Here is a 26,407-nt window from a genome sequence, read left to right as displayed (position 1 = left end):
TACGGGGGTCCTCGCGACGCGGCCGTCCGGGGTGCGGATCAGTGGGCGCCGGTGCCGGTCAGGGACCGGACCTCCAGCTCCGCGTACTTCTTGGCGTCGGGCTCCTCCTTCGACAGGACGGTGCCGAGCCAGCCCATCAGGAAGCCGAACGGGATGGAGATGATGCCCGGGTTCTTCAGCGGGAACCAGGCGAAGTCGACGTCCGGGAACATCGCCTTGGGGTCGCCGGAGACCACGGGCGAGAACAGCACCAGGCCGACGGCGACGACGAGACCGCCGTAGATCGACCACAGGGCGCCCTGGGTGGTGAACCGCTTCCAGAACAGGCTGTAGAGGATGGTCGGCAGGTTGGCGGACGCGGCGACCGCGAAGGCCAGCGCGACCAGGCCGGCCACGTTCAGGTCACGGGCGAGGGCGCCGAGCGCGATGGAGACGATGCCGATGAGGACGGTCGCCCAGCGGGCCGCCCTCATCTCCTCCTTCTCCGTGGCCTGGCCCTTGCGGATGACGTTGGCGTAGATGTCGTGCGCGAAGGAGGACGACGAGGCCAGGGTGAGGCCGGCGACCACGGCGAGGATCGTCGCGAAGGCGACCGCAGAGATGGTGGCGAGCAGGATCGCGCCCCAGGCCGAGTCGGTGCCGCCCAGGTGCAGCGCGAGCAGCGGGGCCGCCGTGTTGCCGGACGGGTTGGACGCGATGATCTCGTCCTGGGAGATCAGGGCCGCCGCGCCGAAGCCGAGGGCGATGGTCATCAGGTAGAAGCCGCCGATGATGCCGATGGCCCAGTTCACGGACTTACGGGCGGCCTTGGCGTTGGGCACCGTGTAGAAGCGGATCAGGATGTGCGGCAGACCGGCGGTGCCCAGCACCAGGGCGATGCCGAGGGAGAGGAAGTCCAGCTTGGTGGTGCCGTCGGCGCCGTACTGGAGGCCGGGCTCGAGGAAGGCGTCGCCCTTGCCGCTGTTCTCGGCGGCGCTGCCCAGCAGGTCGGAGATGTTGAAGTTGAACTTCAGCAGCACCAGGAAGGTGATGAGGATGGTGCCGCCGATGAGCAGCACGGCCTTGACCATCTGGACCCAGGTGGTGCCCTTCATGCCGCCGATGGAGACGTAGACGATCATCAGGACGCCCACCAGGGCGACGATGAGGATCTTGCCGGCGTCGGAGGTGATGCCGAGCAGCAGCGAGACGAGGACGCCCGCGCCCGCCATCTGGGCCAGCAGGTAGAAGATCGACACGACGATGGTGGAAGTGCCGGCCGCGGTGCGCACGGGACGCTGGCGCATGCGGTAGGCGAGGACGTCGCCCATGGTGTAGCGGCCGGAGTTCCGCAGCGGCTCGGCGACCAGGAGGAGCGCGACCAGCCAGGCGACCAGGAAGCCGATGGAGTACAGGAAGCCGTCGTAGCCGAAGAGGGCGATGGCGCCCGCGATGCCGAGGAAGGACGCGGCCGACATGTAGTCGCCGGAGACCGCGAGTCCGTTCTGGAAGGCGCTGAACTGGCGCCCGCCGGCGTAGAAGTCGGCGGCGTCCTTGGTCTGCCGGCCGGCCCAGACGGTGATGCCGAGGGTGGCGAGGACGAACAGCGCGAACAGCGTGATGATCAGCGTGCGGTGTTCGCTCGCCTCGTTCGCGGCGAGGGTGACGTGGGTGATCGCGGGGCTCATGCGCCGCCCTCCATACGCTTCTTGATGGCCTCGGCCTTGGGGTCGAGCTCGGCGGCGGCGTGCCGGGAGTACCACCACGCGATGAGGAACGTGGTGACGAACTGCAGGACGCCGAAGACGAGGGCGACGTTGATGTTGCCCACCAGCTTGGCGCCCATGAAGCCGCCCGCGTAGTTGGAGAGCAGGACGTACAGCAGGTACCAGACGATGAAGGCGATGGTCAGCGGGAAGGCGAAGGAGCGGTAGGAGCGGCGCAGTTCACCGAACTCAGCGCTCTCCTGCACCTCGGTGAACTCCTCCGGTGTGGGGAGTTTGCGTTGTTCCGTCGAGGGGGGCGGTGCTTCGGCGGCCACGGAGTCTCCTCGCGTTGCGGGTCGGTACGGGTGGGGACGGAAGGCGAGTGTCCTCGCGCTTCCTGCCCAAGGGCACGGCGCCACGCGAGGGCCGGTTCAACTCTCCGCCGTTCTTTTCCCGTGGCGTTTTCCGAAGTCGTTTCCGGCAAAACATTGCTGGCCAGCGAGAGCGCGGGATAGCTTCACCCTGCACCACCCCGTCATGTACCTGCCCGAACACCATCCGTGCCCCGGGCCGGTTCCGTTTCCGGATGATGTGGAGACCCCATGGCTCATCTGCGTTCCAGACGCCGTCTCGCCCTCGCCGTGCCCGTCGTGCTGTCCCTGACCGCCTCGCTCGGCTTCCTGCCCGCGGCGGCCTCGGCGGCCCCGCGGACGGTGTCGGCCGAGCAGGCGGCGGACGCGCCCGCCCTGGCGTACGTCGTCAACACCAGGACGGACCGCCGCACGATCGCCTCGGTGGAGCGGGCGATCGCCGCGGCCGGCGGGAAGGTCGTCGTCACGTACGACAGGATCGGCGTGATCGTCGTCCACTCGGCCGACCCGGACTTCGGCGAGGAGATACGCAAGGCCCGCGGGGTCCAGTCCGCCGGCGCCACCCGCACCGCGCCGCTGACCGCGGCCGGGACGACGGACGAGGGCGCCGCCGACTACGTGAGCGCCGCCGAGGCCGCGCGGACGCGGGCCGTCTCCGCGCGGACGCCCGGCAGCGAGCCGCTCGAGGCCGACCAGTGGGACCTGCGGGCGATCGGCGCCGACAAGGCCGCGAAGATCAACCCGGGCAGCCGCAAGGTGACCGTCGCCGTGATCGACACCGGCGTCGACGACACCCACCCGGACCTCGCCCCGAACTTCTCCGCCGCACAGTCGGCCAACTGCGTCGGCGGCAAGGCGGACACCGGCGAGGGCGCCTGGCGCCCGTACACGGACGAGGACTACCACGGCACGCACGTGGCCGGTGAGATCGCCGCGGCCCGCAACGGCGTCGGCGTCGCCGGTGTCGCGCCCGGCGTGAAGGTGGCCGGCATCAAGGTCAGCGACCCGGACAACGGCCTCTTCTACCCGGAGAACGTCGTCTGCGCGTTCGTCTTCGCCGCCGACCACGGCGTGGAGATCACGAACAACAGCTACTACGTCGACCCGTGGCTGTACAACTGCATGGACGACCCGGACCAGAAGGCGATCGTCGACGCGGTCAACCGCGCCCAGCTGTACGCCCAGAGGAAGGGCACGCTGCACCTCGCCTCGGCCGGCAACTCCAACCACGACCTGGCCTCCGACGCGATCGTCGACGACTCCAGCCCCGACGACACCACTCCGGTGACGCGCACCATCGACCCGAGCGAGTGCTACGACATCCCGACCCAGCTGCCGGGCGTCGTCACCGTCAGCGCGACGGGCGTGCAGAACCTCAAGTCGTACTACTCCACGTACGGCAAGGGCGTCGTCGACGTCGCGGCGCCGGGCGGCGACCGCCGCTACCAGCTGCCGGACACGCCGTCGAAGGACGGCCGCATCCTGTCCACCATGCCGAACGGCGAGTACGCCTTCCTGCAGGGCACCTCGATGGCCTCGCCGCACGCCGCCGGCGTCGCCGCGCTGCTGAAGTCCGAGCACCCGTGGGCCACGCCCGCCCAGCTGCAGGCGCTGCTGAAGGCCCAGGCGAACAACCCGGGCTGCCCCGAGTCGTACGACCAGGACGGCGACGGCGCGCAGGACGCCACCTGCGAGGGCGGCAGCCGGGTCAACGGCTTCTACGGCTTCGGCGTCGTCGACGCGCTGCGCGCCGTCAAGTGACCCGCACGGCCCCCTACTTCCCGCCCCGTTTGACCGCACTCGTGAACGAACTGGAGACTCCATGACAGCGGCCCACCCGCGTCACCGCCGCGCGCTCGTCATCCCGGCCGGTATGGCCATGGCGACGGCGCTCGCGTTCCTGCCGAACACCGCGGCCACGGCCGCCCCGGCCGCCGAGCGGCCGGCCGCGTCCACCGCCGACGCGACCCCCCTCAGCTACGTGGTCAACGTCAAGGGCGGGCACGGCACGGCCGCGCACGTGAAGAAGGCGATCGTCAAGGCCGGCGGCACGATCGTGGCGTCGTACGACAGGATCGGCGTCATCGTCGTCCACTCGTCGGACGCCGACTTCGCGAAGACCGTCCGCACGGTGCGCGGGGTGCAGTCGGCCGGCGCGACCCGCAACGCGCCGCTGCCGTCGGCGGCCACCACGGACATGGGCACGCCGAAGGCGCTCAGCGCCTCCGAGGTCGCCCGGGCCGAGTCCGCGGCGGCCGAGGGACAGGACCCGCTCCAGGGCCTGCAGTGGGACCTGCCCGCCATCAAGGCGGACAAGGCGCACGAGAAGTCGCTGGGCAGCTCCAAGGTGACCGTCGCCGTCATCGACACCGGCGTGGACGACACCCACCCGGACATCGCGCCCAACTTCGACCGGGCCGCGTCGGTCAACTGCGTGTCGGGCAAGCCGGACACCAGCGACGGCGCCTGGCGGCCGAGCGCCGAGGAGAGCCCGCACGGCACGCACGTCGCCGGTGAGATCGCCGCCGCGAAGAACGGCGTCGGCATGACCGGTGTCGCCCCGGGCGTGAAGGTGTCGGGCATCAAGGTGTCCAACCCGGACGGCTACTTCTACACCGAGGCCGTGGTGTGCGGCTTCGTGTGGGCGGCCGAGCACGGGGTCGACGTCACCAACAACAGCTATTACACCGACCCCTGGTACTTCAACTGCACGGACGACCCGGACCAGAAGGCGCTCGTCGAGGCCGTCACCCGGGCGTCGCGCTACGCGGAGCGCAAGGGCGCGGTGAACGTGGCCGCGGCCGGCAACGAGAACTACGACCTCGCGGCCGACGAGATCACCGACCCGACCTCCCCGAACGACGGCACCCCGTCGGACCGGGTGGTCGACCCGTCCGAGTGCCTCGACATACCGACCCAGCTGCCGGGCGTGGTGACGGTCGCGGCGACCGGCGCGAAGGGGCTGAAGTCGTCGTTCTCCAACTACGGCCGGGGTGTGATCGACATCGCCGCGCCCGGCGGCGACTCGACGCGCTACCAGACGCCTGAGCCGCCCGCCACCAGCGGTCTGATCCTGGGCACGCTGCCCGGCGGGTCGTGGGGCTACATGGCGGGCACGTCGATGGCGTCCCCGCACGTCGCGGGCGTCGCCGCGCTGATCAAGTCGACGCACCCGAAGGCCTCGCCGGCGCTGGTCAAGGCCCTGCTGTACGCGCAGGCCGACGCCACCGCGTGCACGGACCCGTACGACATCGACGGCGACGGCAAGGTCGACGCGGTGTGCGAGGGCCCGAAGAACCGCAACGGCTTCTACGGCCGGGGCATGGCCGACGCGCTGGACGCGGTGACGCGGTAGTCACGCGGGAGCGGTGGGCGAAAGGGGCCGGGCGGTTGCGCCCGGCCCCTTTCGCGGCATAGTGCGGGCATGAACGCCCTCGCCTCCGTCTGGCCCGCCCTGGGCGGCGACCCCGCCCTCCTCGCCCGCGTGTCGACCGTCGAACGGCCCGGCGTGCTCCCCTCCCGGCTGCCGGTACGGGAGTCGGCGCGCGCCTGTGTGGGCGCGTGCGCGCTGGCCGCCGCCGAACTGGGGGCCCGGCGGACGGGCGGCGGGGTGCCGGCGGTGCGGGTGGACGACGGGGCGGTGGCCACGGCGTTCGTCAGCGAGCGGCATCTGCTGGTGGGCGGGCGGGCCCCGGAGACCTTCGCACCGTTGTCGCGGTTCTGGCGCACCGCCGACGGGTGGGTGCGCACGCACGCCAACTATCCGCACCACCGGGCCCGGCTGCTCGCCGCGCTGGGCGTGCCGAAGGACCCGGGGGCGGTGGCGGCGGCGCTCGCGGAGCGCTCCGCGCGGGAGGCCGAGGAGGCGGTGTACGCGGCCGGGGGCCTGGCCGTCGCCCTGCGGTCGCCCGAGGAGTGGGCGGCGCACGAGCAGGGCGTGGAGGTGGCCGGGCGTCCCCTGGTGGAGCGTGAGCGGCTGGACTCGGCCCCCGCGCGGGTGCTCGCTCCGGTAGGGCGGGATCCGCTGCTGCCCGCGGCGGGGCTGCGGGTGCTGGATCTCACGCGGGTGATCGCGGGTCCGGTCGCCACCCGTACGCTCGCGCTGCTGGGTGCGGACGTGTTGCGCGTGGACGCGCCGGGGCTGCCCGAGATCGCCGACCAGCACGCCGACACGGGGTTCGGGAAGCGGTCGGCGTTGCTGGATCTCTCGGTCGGGCGGGAGGTGTTCGAGGAGTTGCTCGCGGCGGCGGACGTGGTGGTGACGGGGTACCGGCCGGGCGCCCTGGACCGTTTCGGGCTGGCACCTCGGGCGCTGGCGGAGCGGCGGCCGGGGGTGGTGGTGGCGCAGTTGTCGGCGTGGGGGACGTACGGGCCGTGGGGGGATCGGCGGGGGTTCGACAGTCTGGTGCAGGTGGCCACGGGGATCGCGGCGGTCGAAGGTTCTTCGGCGGGGCGGCCGGGGGTGCTGCCTGCGCAGGCGCTCGATCACGGCACGGGGTATTTGTTGGCCGCTGGGGTGTTGCGGGCGATCGGTGAGCAGATGGAGGGGGGTGGGAGCAGGGTGGTGCGGGTGGCGTTGGCGCGGACTGCGGGGTGGTTGCTGGAGGGGCGTGGAGACGTCGGCGTTTCCGGTGACGTGCCCGTCGGGCAGTGGCTCGCGGAACGGTACAGCCCGCTGGGGAGGCTGCGGTACGCCCTGTCGCCGGTGGTGTTCGAGGGTGGGCCGCGTGACTGGGCGCGGGCGCCGGGGTGTTGGGGAACCGATTCGGCTCGGTGGGTCTGAGGGACCGCACGGGGTTTCACTCGCCGGCGCCGGCAGGGTGCCGCTGCGCCCACCCGTGCCGCCCCAGCGGCACGACTGCCCGCAGCTGCGACGGCACGACTGCCCGCGGCTGGGGGGTGGACGCAGGCCCAGCGGCGCGACTGCCCGCGGCTGGGGGTGGGCGCGGGCCCAGTGGTACGGCTGCCCGCAGTCGGGGGTGCGGGCTTGCCCGCTTCTGTGGGGCCTTGTGAAGATCCTGGGGTGAGTTTGACGAGAACCAGGGTCGGGGCGGATGGCGCACGAAGGAGCGGGCGGGGGCGGGCCGTCGCCGTGCTCGTGCTGGTGGGGCTCGGGGTGGTGATACCGCTGTTCGGGCCGGCGCCCGCGTTGCACGGCACCGGGGAGGCCGATGCGCCCGGTACCGGGGGGATCGGCCTGTTGCGGGCGGTGTTGTTCGCGGCGTTGTCCATACCCGTCGGCGAGCTGTTCGTGCGGCGGCTGGCGCGTTCCGTGCCCGGCGCCCCGGCCGCCGTGCCCCGCGGTTGGTCCACCGCGGCGAACTCCGTCGGTTTCGTGGCCGCCCTCGCACTCGCCTCCGTCGTGGCCACCGGCAACCTCGTGCCCGGCGGCCTCGCCGACATCGACGTCGGCGGCCTCTACGCCTCCAGGGACGGCAAACTCGCCCTCCTGGAGGTCAACGCCTTCCTCGCGGCGGCCCTGTGCGCGGCGTCCGGCCGTCCCGGCACCCAGGTGTGGCCGCTGGCCGCGGTGATCGTCGCGGAGGCGCTGCGCGCGCACCCGACGACCGAGTACAGCCCGCTCATCGGCTCCGGGCTGACCCTGGTGCACCTGGTCTGCGCGTCGCTCTGGGCGGGCGGCCTGCTGTACGCGCTGCGCACCCTGCGGCTGTGGCGGCGAGCGGAGGCGGGCGCCGCGCTGCTGGGGCGCTACGCGCGCGTGGCGGCCGTCCTGCTCGCCGCCGTCACCGCGACGGGCGTGTGCAGTTCGCTGCGCCGGATGCCGCCGGAGACGGTCCTGGAACAGCTGACGGACACGGCGTACGGACGTGTCCTGCTCGCCAAGGTGATCCTGATGACCGGGGTCGCCGTCCTCGCCCTGTGGGCCCGGATCCGGCTGGCCCGCGCGAAGGACCCGCTGACCGCCTGCTCCCCCGCGCGGGCGGAGGTGTACGCGCTCGGCGTGGTGGTCGCGGTGTCGGGGCTGCTGACGGCGCTTCCGGTGCCGATCCGCTGGTGAACGGGGTTTCACGGCCCGTACGGACGTTCCCGGTGTCCGGATGCGCGGGCCGTGCGGGGGGCCTGTCGGTCGGCGGTGTCGGTCCCGGCCCGTATCCTCGTGAACCATGCTCGACGACCTCACGACCGCAGCGTCCTCCCCCACCCCGTGGCCGGCCGCGTACCCGCAGGGATACGCGGTCGTCGACGTGGAGACCACGGGGCTGGCCCGGGACGACCGCATCATCTCCGCGGCCGTCTACCGGCTGGACGCGCGCGGCGAGGTCGAGGACCACTGGTACACGGTGGTCAATCCGGAGCGGGACCCGGGCCCGGTGTGGATACACGGCCTGACGAGCGACGTACTGGAGGGGGCGCCCCTCTTCCAGGACGTCGCCGCGGAGTTCGCGACCCGGCTGGAGGGCCGGGTGCTGGTCGCGCACAACGCGGTCTTCGACTGGCAGATGATCGCCCGGGAGTACGCCCGCGCGCGTAGCGAGGCGCCGGTGAAGCAGCGGCTGTGCACCATCGCCCTCTCCAAGGAGCTGAGGCTTCCGCTGCCCAACCACAAGCTGGAGTCGCTCGCCGCGCACTTCGGCGTCGTACAGCGGCGGGCGCACCACGCGCTGGACGACGCGCGCGTGCTGGCGGAGGCGTTCCGGCCCAGTCTGCGGGCCGCGGCGGCGGGCGGCGTACGGCTGCCGCTGCACGAGTGCCTGCCGCTGACCGAGTGGACGGACCGTCCCCGTACCGGGCAGCAGGCGGGCCCCGGCGGCTACCGGCCGGCCGGCTGGCGCCCGTCCCGCAAGCGGCCCGCGTGCCCGTACCCCAACCCGGGGCGGTACGAGCCGGGCGAGCGGCTCAAGCAGGGCATGCGGGTGGCGTTCTCCGGGGACACCTCCGTCGAGCGGGACCTGCTGGAGGACCGCGCGACGGAGGCGGGCCTGCACGTCGCCGGCAGCCTCTCCCGGCTCACCAGCCTCCTCGTCACCAACGATCCGGACTCGGGCACGTCCAAGGTGGTCAAGGCCCGGCAGTACGGCACCCCGGTCGTCGACGAGGCCGCGTTCGGTCAGCTCCTCGGGGACGTCGAACCCGCGCCGGAGGACTGACCGGGGCGCCGGGGCCGACCGTACGGACGGGTGATCGGCGGGCGACTCGCCCGCCGCCCGTGCCGGGCCGACGGCTCGCCCCGCGGCGACGCCCACGGAATCACCTTCGAGGCGCGGGCGCGGGGCGCGGCCCGGAGCAGTGCGGGGCTCTCGCCGCCGACGGTCCCCCGCTCGAAAGGCCGGTCCGGGATCTCGTCCGGGCGCAGGCGCCCGGGGCCGGCCGGCGGAGCCGGTTACGGAAGCGACGGATCCGTGGGCGCACGCGGGTGAGCCGAAGGGCGTGGAAACCGGTGCCCCACACCGGCCGCTGACGGGAAAAGGGCCGCTTTCTACGCCGGTGATCCCACCTTGTCGACAATGCCGGCCTTGCCCTCGGCGCGGGCGCAGTGGGCACCGCAGAACCAGTGACCGTCGGCCTCGACGCCCTGACCGATGATCTGCACCCGGCAGTGCTCGCAGATCGGGGCCATGCGATGGATCGCACAGGCGAACGAATCGAAGACGTGGCGGGCACCGTCCCGGGTCTCCACGGTGAACGCCAGCGCGTAGTCGTTCCCGCACACTTCGCAACGTGTCATAAGCAGCATGGTCGGCCGCCGGGAAGGCGCTCGCAAGCCGACGGCGCCGCATCGACCGGGTGCCGTGCCCGGCCGGCGTGGCCGTCATGCCGGGGATCTCGTTCCTCCGGGCCTCGGCGAGGACCGGGCCCGGATGGACGTACCCGCCTCAAAGCACCCCGCGACCGAGTTGTACGGTCGTGGGGTGTACCGCTTTCTGTTGTCCCGCCAATGGGTGACCATCACACTGGTCGCCCTGCTCCTCATCCCCACGATGATCTGGCTGGGCTTCTGGCAGATGGACCGCTACGAGGAGCGCGACGCCCGGAACCGGCTGGTCGCCGACGCGCTGGCCGCCGATCCGGTCCCCGTGGAGCAGCTGGCCGCCCCGGGACACGCCGTGACCCGCGCCGAGCGGTACCGCACCGTGACCGCCGAGGGCCGCTTCGACACCGATGACGAGGTCGTCGTCCGCCGCCGCACCAACGCCGACGACCGGGTCGGCTTCCACGTCCTCACCCCCTTCGTCCTCGACGACGGCCGGGTCCTGCTGGTCAACCGGGGCTGGATCCCCGCGGAGGCGGGCCGGACCGCGTTCCCCGAGGTTCCCGCGCCGCCGCGCGGCGAGATCACGATCAAGGGCCGGCTGATGCCCGACGAGACGACCGAGGCGAGCGGCATCAAGGACCTCGAGGGCCTGCCGGACCGGCAGATCATGCTGATCAACAGCGGGCAGGAGGCGGAGCGCCTCGGCGCCCGGGTGCTCGGCGGCTACGTGGCGCAGACGGCGCCCGAGCCGAAGGACGGCGCCCCGGAGCAGCTCGGGAACCCCGGCAAGGAGAACTCCGCGCTGAACTACGCGTACGCCATACAGTGGTGGCTGTTCGCGGCGGCCGTGCCGGTCGGCTGGTTCGTGCTGGTCCGCCGTGAGGCCCGGGAGCGGGGCCGGGCCGCGGCCGAGGCACCGGAAGCCGAGGAGACGGAACCGGCGACGGTGTAGCGGGGCCCGCCGGGGACACGCGCCGCGGCGTACCGGACGGGAGCGGACACCCCGCGGGGGACGCGGACAGTGCCGCCGGGCTCCCCCGGGCCCGGTGTCGTCTTCCGCGGCGACGGCGCGGCGGCGTCCGACGGCCCGTCATCCCCCCCGGCCACGCCCCTGATTGCCACCCCCGGCCGCCGGGAACCCGCACCCCGTGCACCGTATCGAGGACTACGCGCTCATCGGCGACGAACAGACCGCTGCCCTGGTGGGCACGGACGGCTCGGTCGACTGGCTCTGCCTGCCCCGCTTCGACTCGGCGGCCTGCTTCGCACGGCTGCTCGGGGACGAGGACAACGGGCACTGGCGCATCGCCCCGGCCGGTGCGGACCGGTGCGCCCGCCGCTCCTATCGCAAGGACACCCTGGTCCTGGACACCGAGTGGGAGACCCCCGAGGGGGCGGTGCTGGTCACCGACCTGATGCCGCAGCGCCACCGTGCGCCGGACCTGGTGCGGATCGTGCAGGGCGTCCGGGGTGAGGTGACCGTGCGCAGCACGCTGCGGCTGCGCTTCGACTACGGCTCGGCCGTGCCGTGGGTGCGCAGGGCGGACGGGCACCGGGTGGCGGTGGCCGGCCCGGACTCGGCGTGGCTGCGCAGCGTGCCGGAGGTGGACACCTGGGGCGAGGACCGGCGCACGGTCTCGGAGTTCACGGTGCGGGAGGGCGAGCGGGTCGCGTTCGTGCTCACCTGGCACCCCTCCCACGAGCCGCGGCCCCCGCTGGTCGACCCGTACTCCTCGCTGCGGCACAGCGTCACCGACTGGCGTGCCTGGGCGGCCCGGTGCCGTTACGACGGCCCGTACCGGGACGAGGTCGTCCGGTCGCTGATCACCCTCAAGGCGCTCACCTACCGCCCCACCGGCGGCATCGTCGCCGCGGCCACCACCTCGCTGCCGGAGGAGCCGGGCGGGGTGCGCAACTGGGACTACCGCTTCTGCTGGCTGCGCGACTCCACCCTGACCCTGAACGCGCTGCTGGCCGCCGGGTACCAGGACGAGGCGGAGGCCTGGCGCAACTGGCTGCTCCGCGCGGTCGCGGGCGATCCGGCGGACCTGCAGATCATGTACGGGCTCGCGGGCGAGCGACGGCTGCCGGAGTCCGAACTGCCGTGGCTGTCCGGTTTCGACGGCGCCACGCCCGTGCGGATCGGCAACGACGCCGTGAGCCAGCTCCAGTTGGACGTGTACGGCGAGGTCATGGACTCCCTGGCGCTGGCGCGGAGTTCGGGACTGTCCGCGCAGCCGGACGTGTGGGCGTTGCAGTCGGTGCTGATGGACTTCCTGCGCGCGTCGTGGCGGCAGCCGGACGAGGGGCTGTGGGAGGTGCGCGGCGGCCGGCGCCACTTCGTGCACTCCAAGGTGATGGTGTGGGTGGCCGCCGACCGCGCGGTGCGCGCGCTGGAGGACGACCCGGACCTGGAGGGGGACCTGGACGGCTGGCGGGAGCTGCGCGACGAGGTGCACCGGGAGGTGTGCGAGAAGGGCTACGACCCCGTGCGGAACACGTTCACGCAGTCGTACGGCTCGCGGGAGCTCGACGCCGCGCTGCTGCTGATCCCCCGGGTGGGTTTTCTGCCTCCGGACGACCCCCGGGTGCTCGGCACCATCGAGGCGGTCCGCGCGGAGCTGGGGCAGGACGGGTTCGTACGCCGCTACACGCCGGACGCGGCGGCCGTCGACGGGCTGCCCGGCGGGGAGGGCACGTTCCTGGTCTGTTCGTTCTGGCTCGCGGACGCCCTGCACATGACCGGCAGGACGAAGGAGGCGCGCGCACTGTTCGAGCGGCTGGTGGGGCTCGCCAACGACGTGGGTCTGCTGGCGGAGGAGTACGACCCGGTGGGCGGGCGGCTGCTGGGCAACTTCCCGCAGGCGTTCAGCCACATCGGCCTGGTGAACACCGCTCTCGCCCTGTTCGGGGACGAAGGGGCAGGATAGGGGCCATGGATCTTGGACTGAAGGACCGGGTGTACGTCGTCACCGGGGCGACCCGCGGGCTGGGCCACGCCTGCGCGCAAGAGCTCGTCGCCGACGGCGCGAAGGTGGTCGTCTCGGGACGGGAGGAGGAGTCCGTCGCTCGGGCGGCGTCCGCGCTGGGGCCGGAAGCGGTCGGAGTGGCCGTCGACAACGCCGATCCCGAGGCCCCGGCGCGGCTGATCGCCACCGCGCGGGAGCGGTTCGGGCGCTTCGACGGCATCCTCGTCAGCGTGGGCGGGCCGCCGCCGGGGTTCGTCGCCGACACCACCGACGAGCAGTGGCGGGCGGCGTTCGAGTCGGTGTTCCTGGGCGCGGTGCGGATGGCGCGGGCGGCCGCGGCGGAGCTGGGTGAGGGGGGTGTCGTCGGGTTCGTGCTGTCGGGGTCGGTGCACGAGCCGATTCCCGGGCTGACCATTTCCAACGGGCTGCGGCCGGGGCTGGCCGGGTTCGCGAAGTCGCTGGCGGACGAGTTGGGGCCGCGGGGGGTCCGGGTGGTGGGGCTGCTGCCCGGGCGCATCGATACGGACCGGGTGCGGGAGCTGGACTCGTTGTCGGCGGATCCGGAGGCTACGCGGCAGGCGGCGGAGTCCCGGATTCCGTTGCGGCGGTACGGGAGTCCCGCGGAGTTCGGCCGCACGGCGGCGTTTCTGCTGTCGCCGGCGGCGTCGTATCTGTCGGGCGTGATGCTGCCGGTGGACGGGGGTTTCCGGCACGGGTTCTGACGCGGGGGCCGGCCGGCGGGTGCGCTGTGCCGGTGCGGGGGGCGCGGCCCGGCGCTCACCGGGCGCCCCCGGAGGGGGGTACCCCCGGAGGGGGGTACCCCCGGAGGGGGGTACCCCCGGCGCCCACCCGTGCCGCCCTGCGGCACGGGTGGGCGCGGGAGCGGCGGGCGGGGGTCAGATCACTCGTTCCGGGCGGTGTTTCACGGCTTGCAGGCGGGTTTCCGCGGGGAGGGCGGGAAGGCCGGCCGAGTCCCGGGCGTGGGTGAGGGGGCCCTCGGTCAGGGCTCGCAGGGTGGCCGCCGGGTCGGTGCGGGGGTGCAGGCGGAGGCGGATCCGGGTTCCGGGGGTGCTCCGGCGGCCGGTGAGCAGGACGTCGGCCCGGTCTACGCCGTCCAGGTGGCTCGCCTCCTCGGCGAGGGCCTGTTCCAGTGCCCGGCCCTCCAGTGACGCGCCCTCGTCGTCGCCGGTGTCGAGCAGGACCTCGGCCGGCCGCCGCCGGCGCAGCACCGCGAGCAGCCACCACAGGGAGAGCAGGACCAGGACGGCGAGCACGGCGATGACGGCCGGCCACCACCAGCCCTCGTCCCGCCACCGGGTCCGCTCGGCCTCGTCCAGCAGCACGTCGTGCCGTCCGTCGTACGGCCACCAGGAGGGCGCGGGCGCCCCCAGCCCGGTCGCCAGCACGGACCCGCCGAGGACGACCAGCACCAGCCCCACGATCCCGAGCAGCACCCGGTTGACGCCCTTGAGCACCTCTACCTCCCCTTCCGGCCGGGCCGCCGTACGCGCAGCGACAGCGAGGGCGGCCGGGCCAGGCCCAGCCCCCGCACGGCGTCGTCGAGCACCGCGGCCAAGTCGGCCCGTACGTCGTCCGGTTCACGGAAGTGCGACACCGCGCGGACGTCCGCGCGGCGTCGTTTCACCCTGACCCGCGCCGACCGCACGCCGGACACCTCCAGGGCCCGGTCCCGCAGCACCATGGCGGCGGCGTCCCGGTGCAGTCCCGCGCGGACGTGGGGATCCGTGGGGCGCATCGGGAGCAGGGCGCGCAGGCCGGGTGTCAGGGCGAGCAGCAGCAGCCAGAGCCCGAGGACGGTGGCGACACCGGCGCCGGTCAGCACCCAGATGTCGTCCAGGGGCCGCTCGGCGAGTTGCCGGGCCAGTTCCCGGCGCCAGCCCAGCGCGGAGCGGTGGGCCCGCACGGCGGCGACGTCGTACAGGAACGCGCCCGCGACCACCAGGGTCAGCAGCGCGACCAGGCCCGCGGGGACCCGGCGGGCCGACCAGAAGCGCCGTCGCCCGCCGAAGCCGCCGGGCCCCTGTGGGGGTGGCGGGTCCTCCTCCGGGGCCGTGCTCTCGGAGTCGCTCATCCCGTGCTCCCCCGGGCCGCTTCCGGCGCGGCGGTCGGGTGCAGCCGTTCGACCAGGACGGCGACCTCCGGTACGTGCATCCCCGCCAGGGCGCGCACCCGGTCGACCACCTGGCGCCGCACCCGCGCGCACCGGCCGCCGAGGTCGCCGGGGTAGTCGAGTTCGACGTACACGCGGACCCGGGCGGCCTCCTGGCGCACCACCACGGTGGCGTGCGGCGGAGCGGCGCCCGGCGGCAGGGGGCCGACCACCTCGCGGGCCGCCTGCGAGGCGATCTTCGCGACCACCCGGTCGGCGATCCTGGTCGCCCCGCGCTCACCCGGCGCGACGGCGGCCGGGCCCCGGCCGGGCTCGGTGACCGTGCTCACCGCCGTCACCGCCGCTTGTCACGGGAACGGAAGAGATCGCCGAGTTCCAGGTCCCCCTCGAGGAACCGCCCGACGACGAAGCCGACGGCGCCCAGGGCTGCCACCAGCAGAAAAGCCCCGAACCCGCCGAAGTATCCGGCGAACCCCAACGCCATGCCGGCGATCATGCCGACCACGGCTGCGTTCATGGTGTGCTCCTCCGCTCACCGGGCCTCACTGGAGGCGGGTCTCCGGTTCCTCGTCCTCCTCCTCGGGCAGCTTCACGTCGCTCACCGCGATGTTGACCTCGACCACCTCCAGTCCGGTCATCCGCTCGACCGCCGCGATGACGTTCTCCCGCACGTCCTTGGCGACGTCGGTGATGGACACGCCGTAATCGATGACGATCTCCAGGTCGAGTGCGGTCTGCACCTCGCCGACCTCGGCCTTCACGCCGCGCGTCGCCGCCTTCGAGCCGCCGGGCACCCGGTCGCGCACGGCGCCGAAGGTCCGTGCCAGACCGCCGCCCATGGCGTGCACGCCGAACACGTCCCGCGCGGCCATCCCCGCGACCTTCTCCACGACGCCGTCCGCGATGGTGGTACGGCCACGGGTCGCGGGGTCGCCGCCGCCGCGCCGCGTTCCCGGGTCCTTGCGGGGGGTGGTCTCCGAAAGGTCCTTCTCCTGGCCGGGGGCCCGCACCGAGCCCCCTTCGGTCATATCGGTCATCTCCGCGCATCCCTTCTCTCATCCTCTTTCGACCACGGTATGCGCGTTTGCCCGGTATTGCGCCGGAGATGCGTCAGGCTGGAGGAATGACGGCGGACCGGTGGATGCGGGCGGTGCGGCAGCAGGTCGGGCTGGGGAGGATCCTGCCCCTGGGAGGAGCGCGCGAGGGGGCGTGGATCGCGGAGCAGGCGGTGGAGACGGTGCTACGGCGCGCGGCGGCGCGGGACGCGCCGGGCGTACGCCTGGACGGGGTGCGGATCGGGCTCGCCGATCCGGAGGGGGCGACGGACGAGCCGGTGGTACCGCCTCCGCCGAGCGCGCTGCCGCCGGGGCCGTTGCGGCTGACCGTCGGGTTCGCGGCCACGGCGGCGCGGCCGGTGCCGGTGACGGCGGCGCGTCTGCGCGCGGTGCTGGCGGAAGCGGTGGTGGAGCGGGTCGGGTTGGCCGTCACGTCGGTGGATCTGCGGGTGACGGAGTTGCTGGACGCGGAGTCCGTGCCTGTGTCTGCGCCTGTCGTGGAGCCGGCGGCGGAGGAGGAGGCGGAGACGGAGGCGGTGTCCGCGCCGTCGCCGGACGGCGGTGACTCCGAGGCGGATCGTGTCGCTGCGGCGGCGCTCGCGGTGGCGGGGGTGAGTCGGCTGACGGGCACGCTGGGGCGGTCCGTGCATCTGACCGAGCAGCCGGGTGGGGGCGCCCTGCCCCGCCGCCACGTGCGCGTGGACCTCGCGGTGGAGGCGGACGCCTGTGCTCTGGACGTGGCCCGGGGGGTTCGTTCGGCGGTGGCGTCCGCTCTGGCGGGTGGGCGGCCTACGGTGGCTGTGCTGATCACAGCGGCCGACTGACCGGGCCCTCGGCCGGTGGGGCTCTTTCACCGGGCGGTGTTCGTGGACGTGCCGGGGCGGTCCGCTGGGGGTGGGATGTTCGCGCAGCCCGGCGCTTACGGGGTGCCGTCGCGCCCACCCGTGCCGCCCTGGGGGTACCTCCCAGGCCCTTGAGGCACTGGGGGAGGCACGACTGCCCGCGGGGACGGGGCGGCAGGGACGCCGCCCGCGGGAACGGCGTGGTGGGGGCGTTGGCTGTGGGGACGGGGCGGTGGGGACACCGCCCGCGGAGGACGGCGCGGTGGGGACACCGCCCGCGGAGGACGGCGCGGTGGGGACACCGCCCGCGGAGGACGGCGCGGTGGGGACGCCGCCCGCGGAGGACGGCGCGGTGGGGACGCCGCCCGCGGAGGACGGCGCGGTGGGGGCGCCGCCCGCGGGGGACGGCGTGGTGGGGGCGTTGGGTGTGGGGGCGGGGTTATTCGCTCAGGCCGGCCAGGTCGCGTAGGCGGCGGGACTGGGAGGCTCGTTCGGCGGTGCGCTGTTCGTCGTAGGTGCGGTTCTGGGCGCCGCGGAGCAGGGACTTGGTCTCGATGACGGCGTCGCGGGGGGCGGCCAGCAGGGCCGCGGCGAGGTCCTGGACCGCCGCGTCCAGGTCGGCCGCGGGCACGGCGAGGTTGGCCAGGCCGGTGTTCACGGACTCCTCGGCCGTGACGAAGCGCCCGGTCGCGCAGATCTCCAGCGCGCGGGCGTATCCGACGAGACCGACCAGCGGGTGCGTGCCGGTCAGGTCGGGGACGAGGCCGAGGCTGGTCTCGCGCATGGCGAACCGCACGTCGTCCGCGACGACACGCAGGTCACAGGCGAGGGCCAATTGGAACCCGGCCCCGATGGCATGTCCCTGGACAGCCGCGATGGACACGATGTCGCTGCGCCGCCACCAGGTGAACGCCTCCTGGTACTCGGCGATGGTCGCGTCCAGCGTGGCGTCGTCGCGACGCGCCAGGTCGATGAACGACGGCTCGCCCTCGATTCCCTCGGGCGTGAACATCTGCCGGTCGAGCCCGGCGGAGAAGGACTTGCCCTCCCCGCGCAGCACCACGACCCGGACGGAGCCGGGCAGCAGCCGGCCCGCCTCGGTCAGCGCCCGCCACAGAGCGGGGCTCTGCGCGTTGCGCTTGGCCGGGTTGGTCAGCGTCACCGTGGCGATCGCGTCGTCGACGGTGAGCCGTACACCGTCCTTGTCGAGTACCGGACCGAGGTCCTGGGCGGACGAAGCCATGGGGCGCCTCCGATGGGTGCGGTCATCCAAGTGACTGCACAGTAACCACCCGACCGGTCAGTCGGCCGGCCGGGTGGCCACCATCGGGTTCTCGGGGCGCCCGGGATCAGGCCGAAGGGGCCTTTTTGCCCCGTGTCGCCCCGCCACGCCCTCGCAGCGTGACACCCGATTCGCTGAGCATGCGGTGCACGAAGCCATACGAGCGGCCGGTCTCCTCGGCCAGCGCCCGGATGCTCGCACCGGCGTCGTACTTCTTCTTCAGGTCTGCCGCGAGCTTGTCGCGCGCGGCGCCGGTCACCCGGCTGCCCTTCTTCAGAGTCTCGGCCACCCGTGCCTCCTCATGGGAAGTGCGCTCTGGTCTCCTCATGATCACCCCTCCCGGCCCTCATGGCCACCCATTCGGCAAGGTCGATGAGACAAGGTGGTGACGACGGGAGCGCGTCCCCACATGCGGAATCAAATATTCCGCAGGGTGCGGACAGTGCCTCCGCACCGGTTCTTCCGTGAAGTGCCAGGTCAGAAAGGCGCGACGGCCGAGCCCCGGTTCATCGAGGGCTCGGCCGCGAAATCCGTGTAGGACACACCTCGGGATGAGGAGATCTCACACGAATGATGGATCACCGATGGGCCGAATGATCCATACGCGGTGGATCACCTCTTCGATCAACCCCGGTCGACGTCTCTCAGGCGAGGGCGACCAGGTCCGCGTAGTCGGCGCCCCACAGGTCCTCGACGCCGTCGGGCAGCAGGATGATCCGCTCCGGCTGGAGCGCCTCGACGGCGCCCTCGTCGTGTGTGACGAGGACGACCGCGCCCTTGTACGTGCGCAGCGCCCCGAGGATCTCCTCGCGGCTGGCCGGGTCGAGGTTGTTGGTCGGCTCGTCGAGGAGCAGCACGTTGGCCGAGGAGACCACGAGGGTCGCGAGCGCGAGACGGGTCTTCTCGCCGCCGGAGAGGACGCCGGCCGGCTTGTCGACGTCGTCGCCGGAGAACAGGAACGAGCCGAGCGTCTTGCGGACCTCGACGAGGTCGAGGTCGGGGGCGGCGGAGCGCATGTTCTCCAGGACCGTGCGTTCCGGGTCGAGGGTCTCGTGCTCCTGCGCGTAGTAGCCGAGCTTGAGGCCGTGGCCCTCGACGACCCGGCCGGTGTCGGGCTTCTCGACGCCGCCGAGGAGGCGGAGCAGGGTGGTCTTGCCCGCGCCGTTGAGGCCGAGGATGACGACGCGGGAGCCCTTGTCGATGGCCAGGTCGACGTCGGTGAAGATCTCCAGCGAGCCGTAGGACTTCGACAGTCCCTCCGCCATCAGCGGGGTCTTGCCGCACGGGGACGGCTCGGGGAAGCGCAGCTTGGCGACCTTGTCGGACTTCCGCTCGGCCTCCAGGCCGGCCAGCAGCTTGTCCGCCCGGCGGGCCATGTTCTGCGCGGCGACGGTCTTGGTGGCCTTGGCGCGCATCTTGTCGGCCTGCGCGTGCAGCGCGGACGCCTTCTTCTCGGCGTTCTGCCGCTCGCGCCTGCGGCGCTTCTCGTCCGCCTCGCGCTGCTGCTGGTAGAGCCTCCAGCCCATGTTGTAGACGTCGATGGCGGCACGGTTGGCGTCCAGGTAGAACACCTTGTTGACGACCGTCTCGACCAGGTCGACGTCGTGGGAGATCACGATGAAGCCGCCGCGGTAGGTCTTGAGGTAGTCGCGCAGCCAGGCGATGGAGTCGGCGTCGAGGTGGTTGGTCGGCTCGTCCAGGAGCAGGGTGTCCGCGTCGGAGAACAGGATCCTGGCGAGCTCGACGCGACGGCGCTGACCGCCGGAGAGGGTGTGCAGGGGCTGGCCGAGCACGCGGTCGGGCAGGTTCAGCGCGGCGGCGATGGTGGCGGCCTCGGCCTCGGCGGCGTACCCGCCCTTGGTGAGGAACTCGGTCTCCTGGCGCTCGTACTGCTTGAGCGCCTTCTCGCGGGTGGCGCCCTGGCCGCCTGCGATGCGCTGCTCGTTCTCGCGCATCTTGCGGATCAGCGCGTCGAGGCCGCGGGCGGAGAGGATGCGGTCGCGGGCGAGGACGTCGAGGTCGCCGGTACGGGGGTCCTGGGGCAGGTAGCCGACCTCGCCGGAGCGGGTGACGGTGCCGCCGGCGGGGATGCCCTGGCCGGCGAGGACCTTGGTGAGGGTGGTCTTGCCGGCGCCGTTGCGGCCGACGAGGCCGATGCGGTCGCCCTTGGCGATGCGGAAGGTGGCGCTTTCGATGAGCACGCGGGCACCGGCGCGCAGCTCGATGCCGGAGGCGGAGATCACGGACAGACTCCTGGGCGGGTGTGGGGTGGCGGTGGGCGGCTGAGGACGTTCCCGCCGTCTAATGCGCGAGGAGAATGGCCATGCGAGCCATTCTAACGGGGCCGTGCAACCACTTTTCCTGGGCGCGGGTGTGCCCGGCCGGCGCCGGGCCGGGCGGCTCACGGGGGCTTTTGGCCTCACGGAGCCGTCGGTGCGCGGGGGCGGGGACGGCACGGTGGCGCACGCCGGGCCGACGCGGGTCCGGCCGGGGCGCACGTCGTCGTGGACGGCGCCGACGCGCGCCGACGGCGGGCGGTGGACCGGACCGCGGCATCCGGGGCTTCGGCGCGCACCCGCCCGGGGCGGGGACCCGGAACCCCGAACCCGGAGCCCGGAGCCCGGAGCCCGGTCAGCCGCCGGTGTGCACCTGGAAGGCGGCCCGGCGGACCGCCTTGGCGAGGGCCGGGTCGGGGTGGGCGGCGGCCAGGGCGACCAGGACCTGGACGGTGCGCGGATGGCCGACGGCGCGTACCTCGGTGAGCAGGGCGGGGACGGTCGGCTGGACCGCGGACTCCAGATGGCGGACCAGCAGCGGGGCCTCGCCGTGGTCGGCGACGGCGGCCGCGGTGTCCACCCACAGCCAGGTGGCCTCCTCGCGGGTGAGGACCTCGTGGGCGTCCTCGGGGTCGGCGCCGTCGTGCTCGGCGAGCCACAGCAGGGCGTACGGCCGCAGCGTCGGCTCGTCGAGCACGGTGCGGACCTCGGGCTCGGCGGGGGCGCCGACCACCCGCAGCGCCTCGAAGGCGAGGCCGCGCAGCAGGGCGTCCTCACCCCGGGCGGCGTCGATCAGCTCCGTGACGGCGCTGCCGACCGGCCGGGCGGCGAGCCAGGCGCGGTACTCGTCGCGGGCCGCGTTGGGACGCAGCTGGGCGCAGCCGCGCAGCATGTCCTCGGCGCCCTGCTCGATGTTCCCGGCGGGGCTCTGCGCGGCGACGCAGATCTGCTCCAGCTTGACCCACACCGCCCAGCTGCCGAGCGGGGTGAGCGTGGCCTGCCCGTCGCCGTAGGTGAGGGCGCCGACGGAGGCGAGGGCGCACAGCGCCCAGTCGAGCAGCGGCTCGAGCGGGGCGTCGGCGGCGGGCACGGCGCTCGCCGGCCGGGGCCGCTGGAGCGGCACCTTGGGTCTGAGCTCCCGGGGGAGCCCGGACCCGTGCGTGCCGGGCTGGGCGGGGTCGGACTGCGGGACGTAGTCGACCTCGCAGCGCTCCGTGCGGAGTTCGGTCACCCGCTGCTGGAGGAGGTCGAGGAGCTGGGGCACGGGGACCGGGCCGGCGGAGAGCTGGAGGAAGGAGAGGACCTGCGGCATCGCCGTGACGACCTCGGCGACGGCGGCGGCCTCGTACTCCTCGGGTTCCGGGTGGGCGAGCGACCAGGCGTCGCAGAGGGCGACCCAGCCGCGCAGCACGGCGCTGTCGTCGCGGTCCCAGGCGCGCAGCCGCCAGCCCGGGCGGGCGCTGTCGCCGTGCACCTCGATGAGACCGGCCAGGCGGGCGGTGTCCCAGTCGGCGCGGACCTGAGCGGGGGTCAGGCCCAGAGCGCGGGCCGCCCGTTCGGCGGTCGCGCCGGAGAGGGTGGCCTTGCCGTCGGCGGTGGCGCTGTCCCCGCCGGGGCCGAGGGCGGCGTCGGCCCAGCGGGCGACGCGGGCCGCGGCGGCCAGGACGGAGCGCGCCATTCTGGCCAGCTCCGCCGGGGCCGGCGTGCCCTCCGGGGGACGTGGCGCGGGGCGGCGCGAGCGCCGCTGGTTCACCGCTGTGGGGGCGGCGGCCAGGGGGCGCGGGCGGACGAGTCGGAGCCTGGAGTCGCGCGGGATACGGGACGTCACGAGTGCAGTCTTCCTGGTGACGGTCCGAAAACCCAAACGGAATGCCGACAGGGGCTCCGGGACGGCTCGCGCCCCGGCTCCGGACACGGCCGGAGGAAGGGATTCAGGCCACTGGTACGGCCATGAACGGAATCCTCGGCACCGGCTGTCCGGCGCTCCCTCCGCGCGGTCACATCAGGGGGGTGAGGAAGCGCCGCAGCGCCTCTTCGTAGGTCTGTGGGTCGGCGTTCCACATCGCGCCGTGGGAGGCGCCCCTGACGGTGTGCAGGGTGATGGTGTTCGGGTGGTCGGCGGCGAGGCGGCGGGAGAACCGCCAGGGCGCCACCGTGTCGTCGGGGCCGTGGAAGATCTGCGTGGGGACCGCGATCCGGTCCAGGTGGACGGCGCCGGGCCTGCGGTCGCCGTACAGGCCCGTGCGTCCCTGGGCGGCGCGGACCGCGAGCGGCAGCAGCACGCCCGGGGTGTGCCGGGCCGTGGCGAGGGCGCGCAGGGTCGCCTCCCAGCTCAGCACCGGGGAGTCGAGGACGAGGCCGGCGACGCGGGCGCGCACCTCGGAGCGGGCGGCGGTGCGCAGCGCCATGGTCGCGCCGGTGGACCAGCCGTACAGGACGACCTGCCGGGCGCCGGAGTCCACGGCGTGGTGGAGCGCGGCGTCGAGATCGCGCCACTCGGTCTCGCCGAGGTGGTTGAGGCCGTCCGGGGAGCGCGGCGCGCCGGGGTCGCCCCGGTAGGCGGGGGCGAGCACCGGGAAGCGGTGGCGGTGCAGGAACTCCATGAGGTTCATGGTGTGTTCCCGGGTGGTGCCGAGGCCGTGGACGGCGATCACCCAGGTGTCCCGGGCGCCCGGCACGAACCACGCGGGCAGGGGGCCGAGTTCGCCGGGGAGCTCGAGGTCGGTGTGGTCCAGGCCGAGGGCGCCGCCCGGGTCGCCGACGTACAGGTTCGGGGTGAGCCGGGCGCGGTCGCCGGGTTCCGGGGTGCCGTACGTGACGCGTTCGAGGCGGCGCACGACGGTGTCGGCGGAGTCCGGGACGCCGGGCAGCACGGGGCCGACGACCGCGTGGAAGTCGTCACCGGTGAGGCCGTGGCGTCCGGGCCGCAGTGTGGCGAAGTCCCTGGTGAGGGCCACCTGGCCGGCGGCGGTGGAGTGGACGGTGAGCCCGGGGTCGGTGGGCAGGGGGCCGCCCGGGGGCGTCCTGAGCGCGGCGTCGCTGGCGTACCGGCCGACGGCCACCGCGGCGGCGCCGGCGCCTATCACGGCGGTGACGGCAGCGGCCGTCGCTCTGACAGTGCGCACGTTCTCCAGTGTCATGTCGGAACGTGTACCCGGCCAGCGGGGGCGGGCACCGCGCGGCCGGCCGGTCGGTCGGCATGTCCGTCCGGACGCGGGAGGCGGACGCGCCGGCGGAGGGCTCGGGGCGGGTTGTTCCGCCCCCGCCGCCCCTTCCCGTTCCGTTCCGCGCCGCCCCGTCCCCGGGGGCTTCGCCTACGGACCCCCGCCGGCCCTGCGGGCCTCGTCCTCAGACGCCGGACGGGCCGGATCGCTGTCCGTACCCCCGCAGCCGCTCCCCCACCTCCGTCACCTGCTGTGGGGTCAGCAGGTGCGGGGACAGACCCGGGACGGAGGAAGCGGTCAGCCAGAGGCTGCACATCCATTCCAGCTGGGCCGTGCGGTCGTAGGCCTGGGCGAGGGTCGCGCCGTGGGTGACGGTGCCGTGGTTCTGCAGCAGGCAGCCGGTGCGGCCGTCGAGGGCGCGGAGCATGTTCTCGGCCAGTTCGTCCGTGCCGTACGTCGCGTAGCGGGCGACCCGGACGGGCCCGCCGAGCGCCGCCGCCATGTAGTGGATCAGCGGCAGCTCCTCGACGAGCGTGGAGACGGCCGTCGCGTGCACGGCGTGCGTGTGCACGACGGCGCGCGCGCCGGTCGTGCGGTACACCGCGAGATGCATGGGCAGCTCGCTGGTGGGGACGAGCGAGCCGAGGACCTGCCGGCCGGTGAGGTCGACGCCCGTCACGTCGTCCGGCGTCAGCCGGTCGTACGGCACTCCCGACGGCGTGACCAGGACGGTCTCGCCGACCCGCACCGAGACGTTGCCGGAGGTGCCGACGACGAGTCCGTCGGCGACGGTCCGGCGCGCGGTCCCGACGAGTTCCGCCCAGGCGCGCGCCTCCTCCTCGCCCACGTCCCGGGCGTCCCCCGCTTCCCGCACGTCCCCTCGCCGCTCAGTCATGCCGTGATCCTGCCAGGCGGCCTCCCGTCACCGCGGCACCGCCATCCGGCGGAGCGGCCACCCCCTCTTACGGTCACCACGATGCCCGTTCCAGTTCATCTTCCGTTCACCCTGGTTACCTACATTCGACCAGTCAATGACCTCGAACGATTGCCTGGGTAAATGGAAAGCTTCTCGCTGATCCTCGCGATTGTGGTGGTAACCGCACTCGCGTTCGATTTCACGAACGGTTTCCACGACACCGCGAACGCGATGGCAACGACCATTTCGACCGGTGCTCTCAAACCCAAGGTCGCGGTGGCCATGTCCGCCGTGCTGAACCTTGTGGGCGCCTTCCTCTCGGTGGAGGTCGCCAACACGATCTCCAAAGGACTCGTCGACGAGTCCGGCATCCGTCCCGAGGTCATCTTCGCCGCGTTGGTCGGCGCGATCCTCTGGAACCTCCTGACCTGGCTGGTCGGTCTGCCGTCCAGCTCCTCGCACGCCCTCATGGGCGGTCTGATCGGCGCCACCGTCGCCTCCGCCGGCCTCGGCGCGGTGCACGGCGACGTACTGGTCACCAAGGTCCTGATCCCCGCGATCGCCGCCCCGCTGGTGGCCGGAATCGCCGCGATGTTCGCGACCCGGCTGACCTACCGCCTGGGCAGGAAGGCCGACGGCAGGGCCTCCGAGAAGGGCTACCGCGCCGGACAGATCGCCTCCGCCGGCCTGGTCTCCCTGGCCCACGGCACCAACGACGCCCAGAAGACGATGGGCATCATCACCCTCGCCCTGGTCGCGGGCGGCGCCGTCGCCCCCGACTCCGACCCGCCGATGTGGGTCATCCTCTCCGCGGGCATCGCCATCGCGCTCGGCACCTACCTCGGCGGCTGGCGCATCATCCGCACCATGGGCAAGGGCCTGACCGACCTCCAGCCGCAGCAGGGCTTCGCCGCCCAGACCAGTGCCGCGACGGTCATCCTGGCCTCCTCGCACCTCGGCTTCTCCCTCTCCACCACGCATTCCGTTTCCGGTTCCGTGATGGGCGCGGGCCTGGGCCGCAAGGGCGGTGTCGTCCGCTGGTCGACCGCCACCCGGATGTTCGTCGCCTGGGGCCTGACGCTGCCGGCGGCGGCCCTGGTCGCGGCGCTCGCCGAGTGGGTCTGCGGCTTCGGCGACTGGGGCACCGCCCTCGTGGCCGTCTTCCTGATCGCCTCCAGCGCGGCGATCTGGAAGATCTCCCGGCGCGAGGTCATCGACCACACCAACGTCAACGACCACGAGGCACCGGAGGCGGAGCCGTCCGGCGTGGTGACGCAGGCGATGGCCGCGGTGACGCCGCCCCCGGCGGGCACCGTGACCGACGACCTCTCGGCCACCATCCCGGCGCCGGTGACGGCCCCCGCCGACCCGGCGGCCCCCGCGGCCCCGCCGGCCGCGACCACCGTCTGACCGCGACCCGGCAGACCCGGTACGAAGGAAGAAGAGCACCATGAAGATCGACTGGGCGGCCCTCGGTTCCGTCTTCGGCGTCAGCCTCGTGGTCACCGTGGTCCTGGTGGGCCTGTTCACCCTCGGCATCAACGGCCTGTCCCACCGCGAGCGGGCCGCCGCCCAGGGCCGGTCCGCGGCCCTGGCGGTCACCGGCGCCTACGCCAGCTTCGCGGCGTGCGCGGCGGCGGTGGGGTACGGCATCTACCTGATCATGGCCTGATCACGGGCCACACCCGTCCGGGCGGGCGGTGCGGGAGCCTCGGCTCCCGCACCGCCCGCCCGCGTGTGCGCATCTCCGCCCGGGGTTCACCCGCCGGATCCCCCCTGTGGGCCTGAGCACACTTCAGCCTCGCAGGTCAACGGCAAGTTGACGGCCCTTCCGGGACCGTGGTGGACTGCCTCAGCCACTACGGCGGCAGGAGAGGAAGCCGGTGCGATTCCGGCGCGGTCCCGCCACTGTCACCGGGGTGAACACCCCGGGAGCCAGGAACTCTCACCGCCGGTCTCGTCGAACCAGGGCGTGGACACCCTGAGTGAGGACATAACGCCA

At 73.5% G+C, this 26,407-nt stretch carries 25 protein-coding genes and 1 riboswitch; of the genes, 11 read left to right on the top strand and 14 right to left on the bottom strand.

Annotation, left to right across the window (positions count from 1 at the left end):
• Positions 1-38 precede the first annotated feature (38 nt).
• A complete protein-coding gene (locus ADK41_RS16355; RefSeq protein ID WP_030833905.1) occupies positions 39-1,667 on the bottom strand; it encodes a solute symporter family protein in 1,629 nt (542 codons plus the stop codon).
• Complete coding sequence (locus ADK41_RS16350) at positions 1,664-2,020, bottom strand: DUF485 domain-containing protein (protein ID WP_030833904.1); 357 nt, start codon at positions 2,018-2,020, stop codon at positions 1,664-1,666. The genes ADK41_RS16355 and ADK41_RS16350 overlap by 4 nt, the downstream gene beginning before the upstream one ends.
• A 267-nt stretch (positions 2,021-2,287) precedes the next feature.
• On the opposite strand from ADK41_RS16350, the gene ADK41_RS16345 reads away from it, so the two are divergent.
• The 5 genes from ADK41_RS16345 (at position 2,288) to ADK41_RS16325 (ending at position 9,165) form a co-directional block, all read left to right on the top strand.
• Entirely contained in the window at positions 2,288-3,817 is a 1,530-nt protein-coding gene (locus ADK41_RS16345) for a S8 family peptidase (RefSeq protein WP_030833901.1), read from the top strand.
• Positions 3,818-3,878: 61 nt separating this feature from the next.
• Positions 3,879-5,411, top strand: a complete 1,533-nt coding sequence (locus ADK41_RS16340) for a S8 family peptidase (RefSeq protein ID WP_030833891.1) — start codon at positions 3,879-3,881, stop codon at positions 5,409-5,411.
• 69 nt (positions 5,412-5,480) lie between these two features.
• Positions 5,481-6,839 (top strand): CoA transferase, encoded by a 1,359-nt coding sequence (locus tag ADK41_RS16335; protein ID WP_030833888.1) that lies wholly within the window; start codon positions 5,481-5,483, stop codon positions 6,837-6,839.
• A gap of 246 nt (positions 6,840-7,085) precedes the next feature.
• On the top strand, positions 7,086-8,075 hold the full coding sequence (locus ADK41_RS16330; RefSeq protein WP_037805080.1) for a CopD family protein: 990 nt from the start codon (positions 7,086-7,088) through the stop codon (positions 8,073-8,075).
• A 106-nt stretch (positions 8,076-8,181) separates the two neighbouring features.
• On the top strand, positions 8,182-9,165 hold the full coding sequence (locus tag ADK41_RS16325; RefSeq protein WP_030833881.1) for a DEDDh family exonuclease: 984 nt from the start codon (positions 8,182-8,184) through the stop codon (positions 9,163-9,165).
• A 329-nt stretch (positions 9,166-9,494) separates the two neighbouring features.
• Here ADK41_RS16325 and ADK41_RS16320 read toward each other — a convergent pair whose 3' ends face one another.
• Positions 9,495-9,743, bottom strand: a complete 249-nt coding sequence (locus ADK41_RS16320) for a hypothetical protein (RefSeq protein WP_030833878.1) — start codon at positions 9,741-9,743, stop codon at positions 9,495-9,497.
• A 184-nt stretch (positions 9,744-9,927) separates the two neighbouring features.
• Here ADK41_RS16320 and ADK41_RS16315 point away from each other — a divergent pair, with 184 nt between their 5' ends.
• From ADK41_RS16315 to ADK41_RS16305, 3 genes are all read left to right on the top strand, one after another.
• On the top strand, positions 9,928-10,722 hold the full coding sequence (locus tag ADK41_RS16315) for an SURF1 family cytochrome oxidase biogenesis protein (protein WP_030833876.1): 795 nt from the start codon (positions 9,928-9,930) through the stop codon (positions 10,720-10,722).
• Between the two features lie 196 nt (positions 10,723-10,918).
• Complete coding sequence (locus ADK41_RS16310; protein WP_030833873.1) at positions 10,919-12,700, top strand: glycoside hydrolase family 15 protein; 1,782 nt, start codon at positions 10,919-10,921, stop codon at positions 12,698-12,700.
• Positions 12,701-12,705: 5 nt separating this feature from the next.
• The gene (locus tag ADK41_RS16305; protein WP_030833870.1) at positions 12,706-13,461 is read left to right on the top strand and encodes an SDR family oxidoreductase; all 756 of its coding nucleotides are present in this window, start codon (positions 12,706-12,708) and stop codon (positions 13,459-13,461) included.
• A 174-nt stretch (positions 13,462-13,635) separates the two neighbouring features.
• Here ADK41_RS16305 and amaP read toward each other — a convergent pair whose 3' ends face one another.
• Genes amaP through ADK41_RS16280 form a run of 5 tightly spaced genes read right to left on the bottom strand, consistent with a single transcriptional unit; the run spans position 13,636 to position 15,907 of the window.
• The gene (gene amaP / locus ADK41_RS16300; RefSeq protein ID WP_030833867.1) at positions 13,636-14,214 is read right to left on the bottom strand and encodes an alkaline shock response membrane anchor protein AmaP; all 579 of its coding nucleotides are present in this window, start codon (positions 14,212-14,214) and stop codon (positions 13,636-13,638) included.
• A gap of 2 nt (positions 14,215-14,216) precedes the next feature.
• Positions 14,217-14,831 (bottom strand): DUF6286 domain-containing protein, encoded by a 615-nt coding sequence (locus ADK41_RS16295; protein WP_051843481.1) that lies wholly within the window; start codon positions 14,829-14,831, stop codon positions 14,217-14,219.
• A complete protein-coding gene (locus ADK41_RS16290; RefSeq protein WP_030833862.1) occupies positions 14,828-15,208 on the bottom strand; it encodes a hypothetical protein in 381 nt (126 codons plus the stop codon). The genes ADK41_RS16295 and ADK41_RS16290 overlap by 4 nt, the downstream gene beginning before the upstream one ends.
• Positions 15,205-15,387 carry a hypothetical protein gene (locus ADK41_RS16285; protein ID WP_030833860.1) on the bottom strand — a complete coding sequence of 61 codons (183 nt, stop codon included), beginning with the start codon at positions 15,385-15,387 and terminating at the stop codon, positions 15,205-15,207. Before ADK41_RS16285 ends, ADK41_RS16290 begins: the two co-directional genes overlap by 4 nt.
• A 25-nt stretch (positions 15,388-15,412) precedes the next feature.
• Positions 15,413-15,907 carry an Asp23/Gls24 family envelope stress response protein gene (locus tag ADK41_RS16280; RefSeq protein ID WP_030833857.1) on the bottom strand — a complete coding sequence of 165 codons (495 nt, stop codon included), beginning with the start codon at positions 15,905-15,907 and terminating at the stop codon, positions 15,413-15,415.
• Between the two features lie 86 nt (positions 15,908-15,993).
• On the opposite strand from ADK41_RS16280, the gene ADK41_RS16275 reads away from it, so the two are divergent.
• Positions 15,994-16,749 (top strand): hypothetical protein, encoded by a 756-nt coding sequence (locus ADK41_RS16275; protein WP_030833854.1) that lies wholly within the window; start codon positions 15,994-15,996, stop codon positions 16,747-16,749.
• Positions 16,750-17,206: 457 nt separating this feature from the next.
• Here the strand turns inward: ADK41_RS16275 and ADK41_RS16265 are convergent, their stop codons facing one another.
• The 6 genes from ADK41_RS16265 to ADK41_RS16240 form a co-directional block, all read right to left on the bottom strand.
• Complete coding sequence (locus ADK41_RS16265; protein WP_030833849.1) at positions 17,207-18,010, bottom strand: enoyl-CoA hydratase/isomerase family protein; 804 nt, start codon at positions 18,008-18,010, stop codon at positions 17,207-17,209.
• Positions 18,011-18,116: 106 nt separating this feature from the next.
• Entirely contained in the window at positions 18,117-18,338 is a 222-nt protein-coding gene (locus ADK41_RS16260; RefSeq protein ID WP_029385158.1) for a helix-turn-helix domain-containing protein, read from the bottom strand.
• A 355-nt stretch (positions 18,339-18,693) separates the two neighbouring features.
• Positions 18,694-20,292: an ABC-F family ATP-binding cassette domain-containing protein gene (locus tag ADK41_RS16255; RefSeq protein WP_030833845.1), complete on the bottom strand. Its 1,599-nt coding sequence runs from the start codon at positions 20,290-20,292 to the stop codon at positions 18,694-18,696.
• Positions 20,293-20,680: 388 nt separating this feature from the next.
• Positions 20,681-22,153, bottom strand: a complete 1,473-nt coding sequence (locus tag ADK41_RS16250) for a hypothetical protein (protein ID WP_167353473.1) — start codon at positions 22,151-22,153, stop codon at positions 20,681-20,683.
• A 169-nt stretch (positions 22,154-22,322) separates the two neighbouring features.
• The gene (locus ADK41_RS16245; protein WP_030833840.1) at positions 22,323-23,450 is read right to left on the bottom strand and encodes an alpha/beta hydrolase; all 1,128 of its coding nucleotides are present in this window, start codon (positions 23,448-23,450) and stop codon (positions 22,323-22,325) included.
• 223 nt (positions 23,451-23,673) lie between these two features.
• The gene (locus ADK41_RS16240; protein ID WP_030833837.1) at positions 23,674-24,384 is read right to left on the bottom strand and encodes a class II aldolase/adducin family protein; all 711 of its coding nucleotides are present in this window, start codon (positions 24,382-24,384) and stop codon (positions 23,674-23,676) included.
• A 162-nt stretch (positions 24,385-24,546) separates the two neighbouring features.
• Between ADK41_RS16240 and ADK41_RS16235 the strand changes: the two genes are divergently transcribed.
• A complete protein-coding gene (locus ADK41_RS16235; protein WP_030833834.1) occupies positions 24,547-25,815 on the top strand; it encodes an inorganic phosphate transporter in 1,269 nt (422 codons plus the stop codon).
• Between the two features lie 40 nt (positions 25,816-25,855).
• A complete protein-coding gene (locus tag ADK41_RS16230; protein WP_030833831.1) occupies positions 25,856-26,077 on the top strand; it encodes a hypothetical protein in 222 nt (73 codons plus the stop codon).
• A gap of 154 nt (positions 26,078-26,231) precedes the next feature.
• Positions 26,232-26,369, top strand: a riboswitch (cobalamin riboswitch).
• Positions 26,370-26,407 lie beyond the last annotated feature (38 nt).

This window comes from Streptomyces caelestis (genome assembly GCF_001279005.1).
GTDB classification, from domain to species: domain Bacteria; phylum Actinomycetota; class Actinomycetes; order Streptomycetales; family Streptomycetaceae; genus Streptomyces; species Streptomyces heliomycini.
Note: the sequence above shows the minus strand (reverse complement) of the source record. Positions and strands in the feature narration are given on the sequence as shown.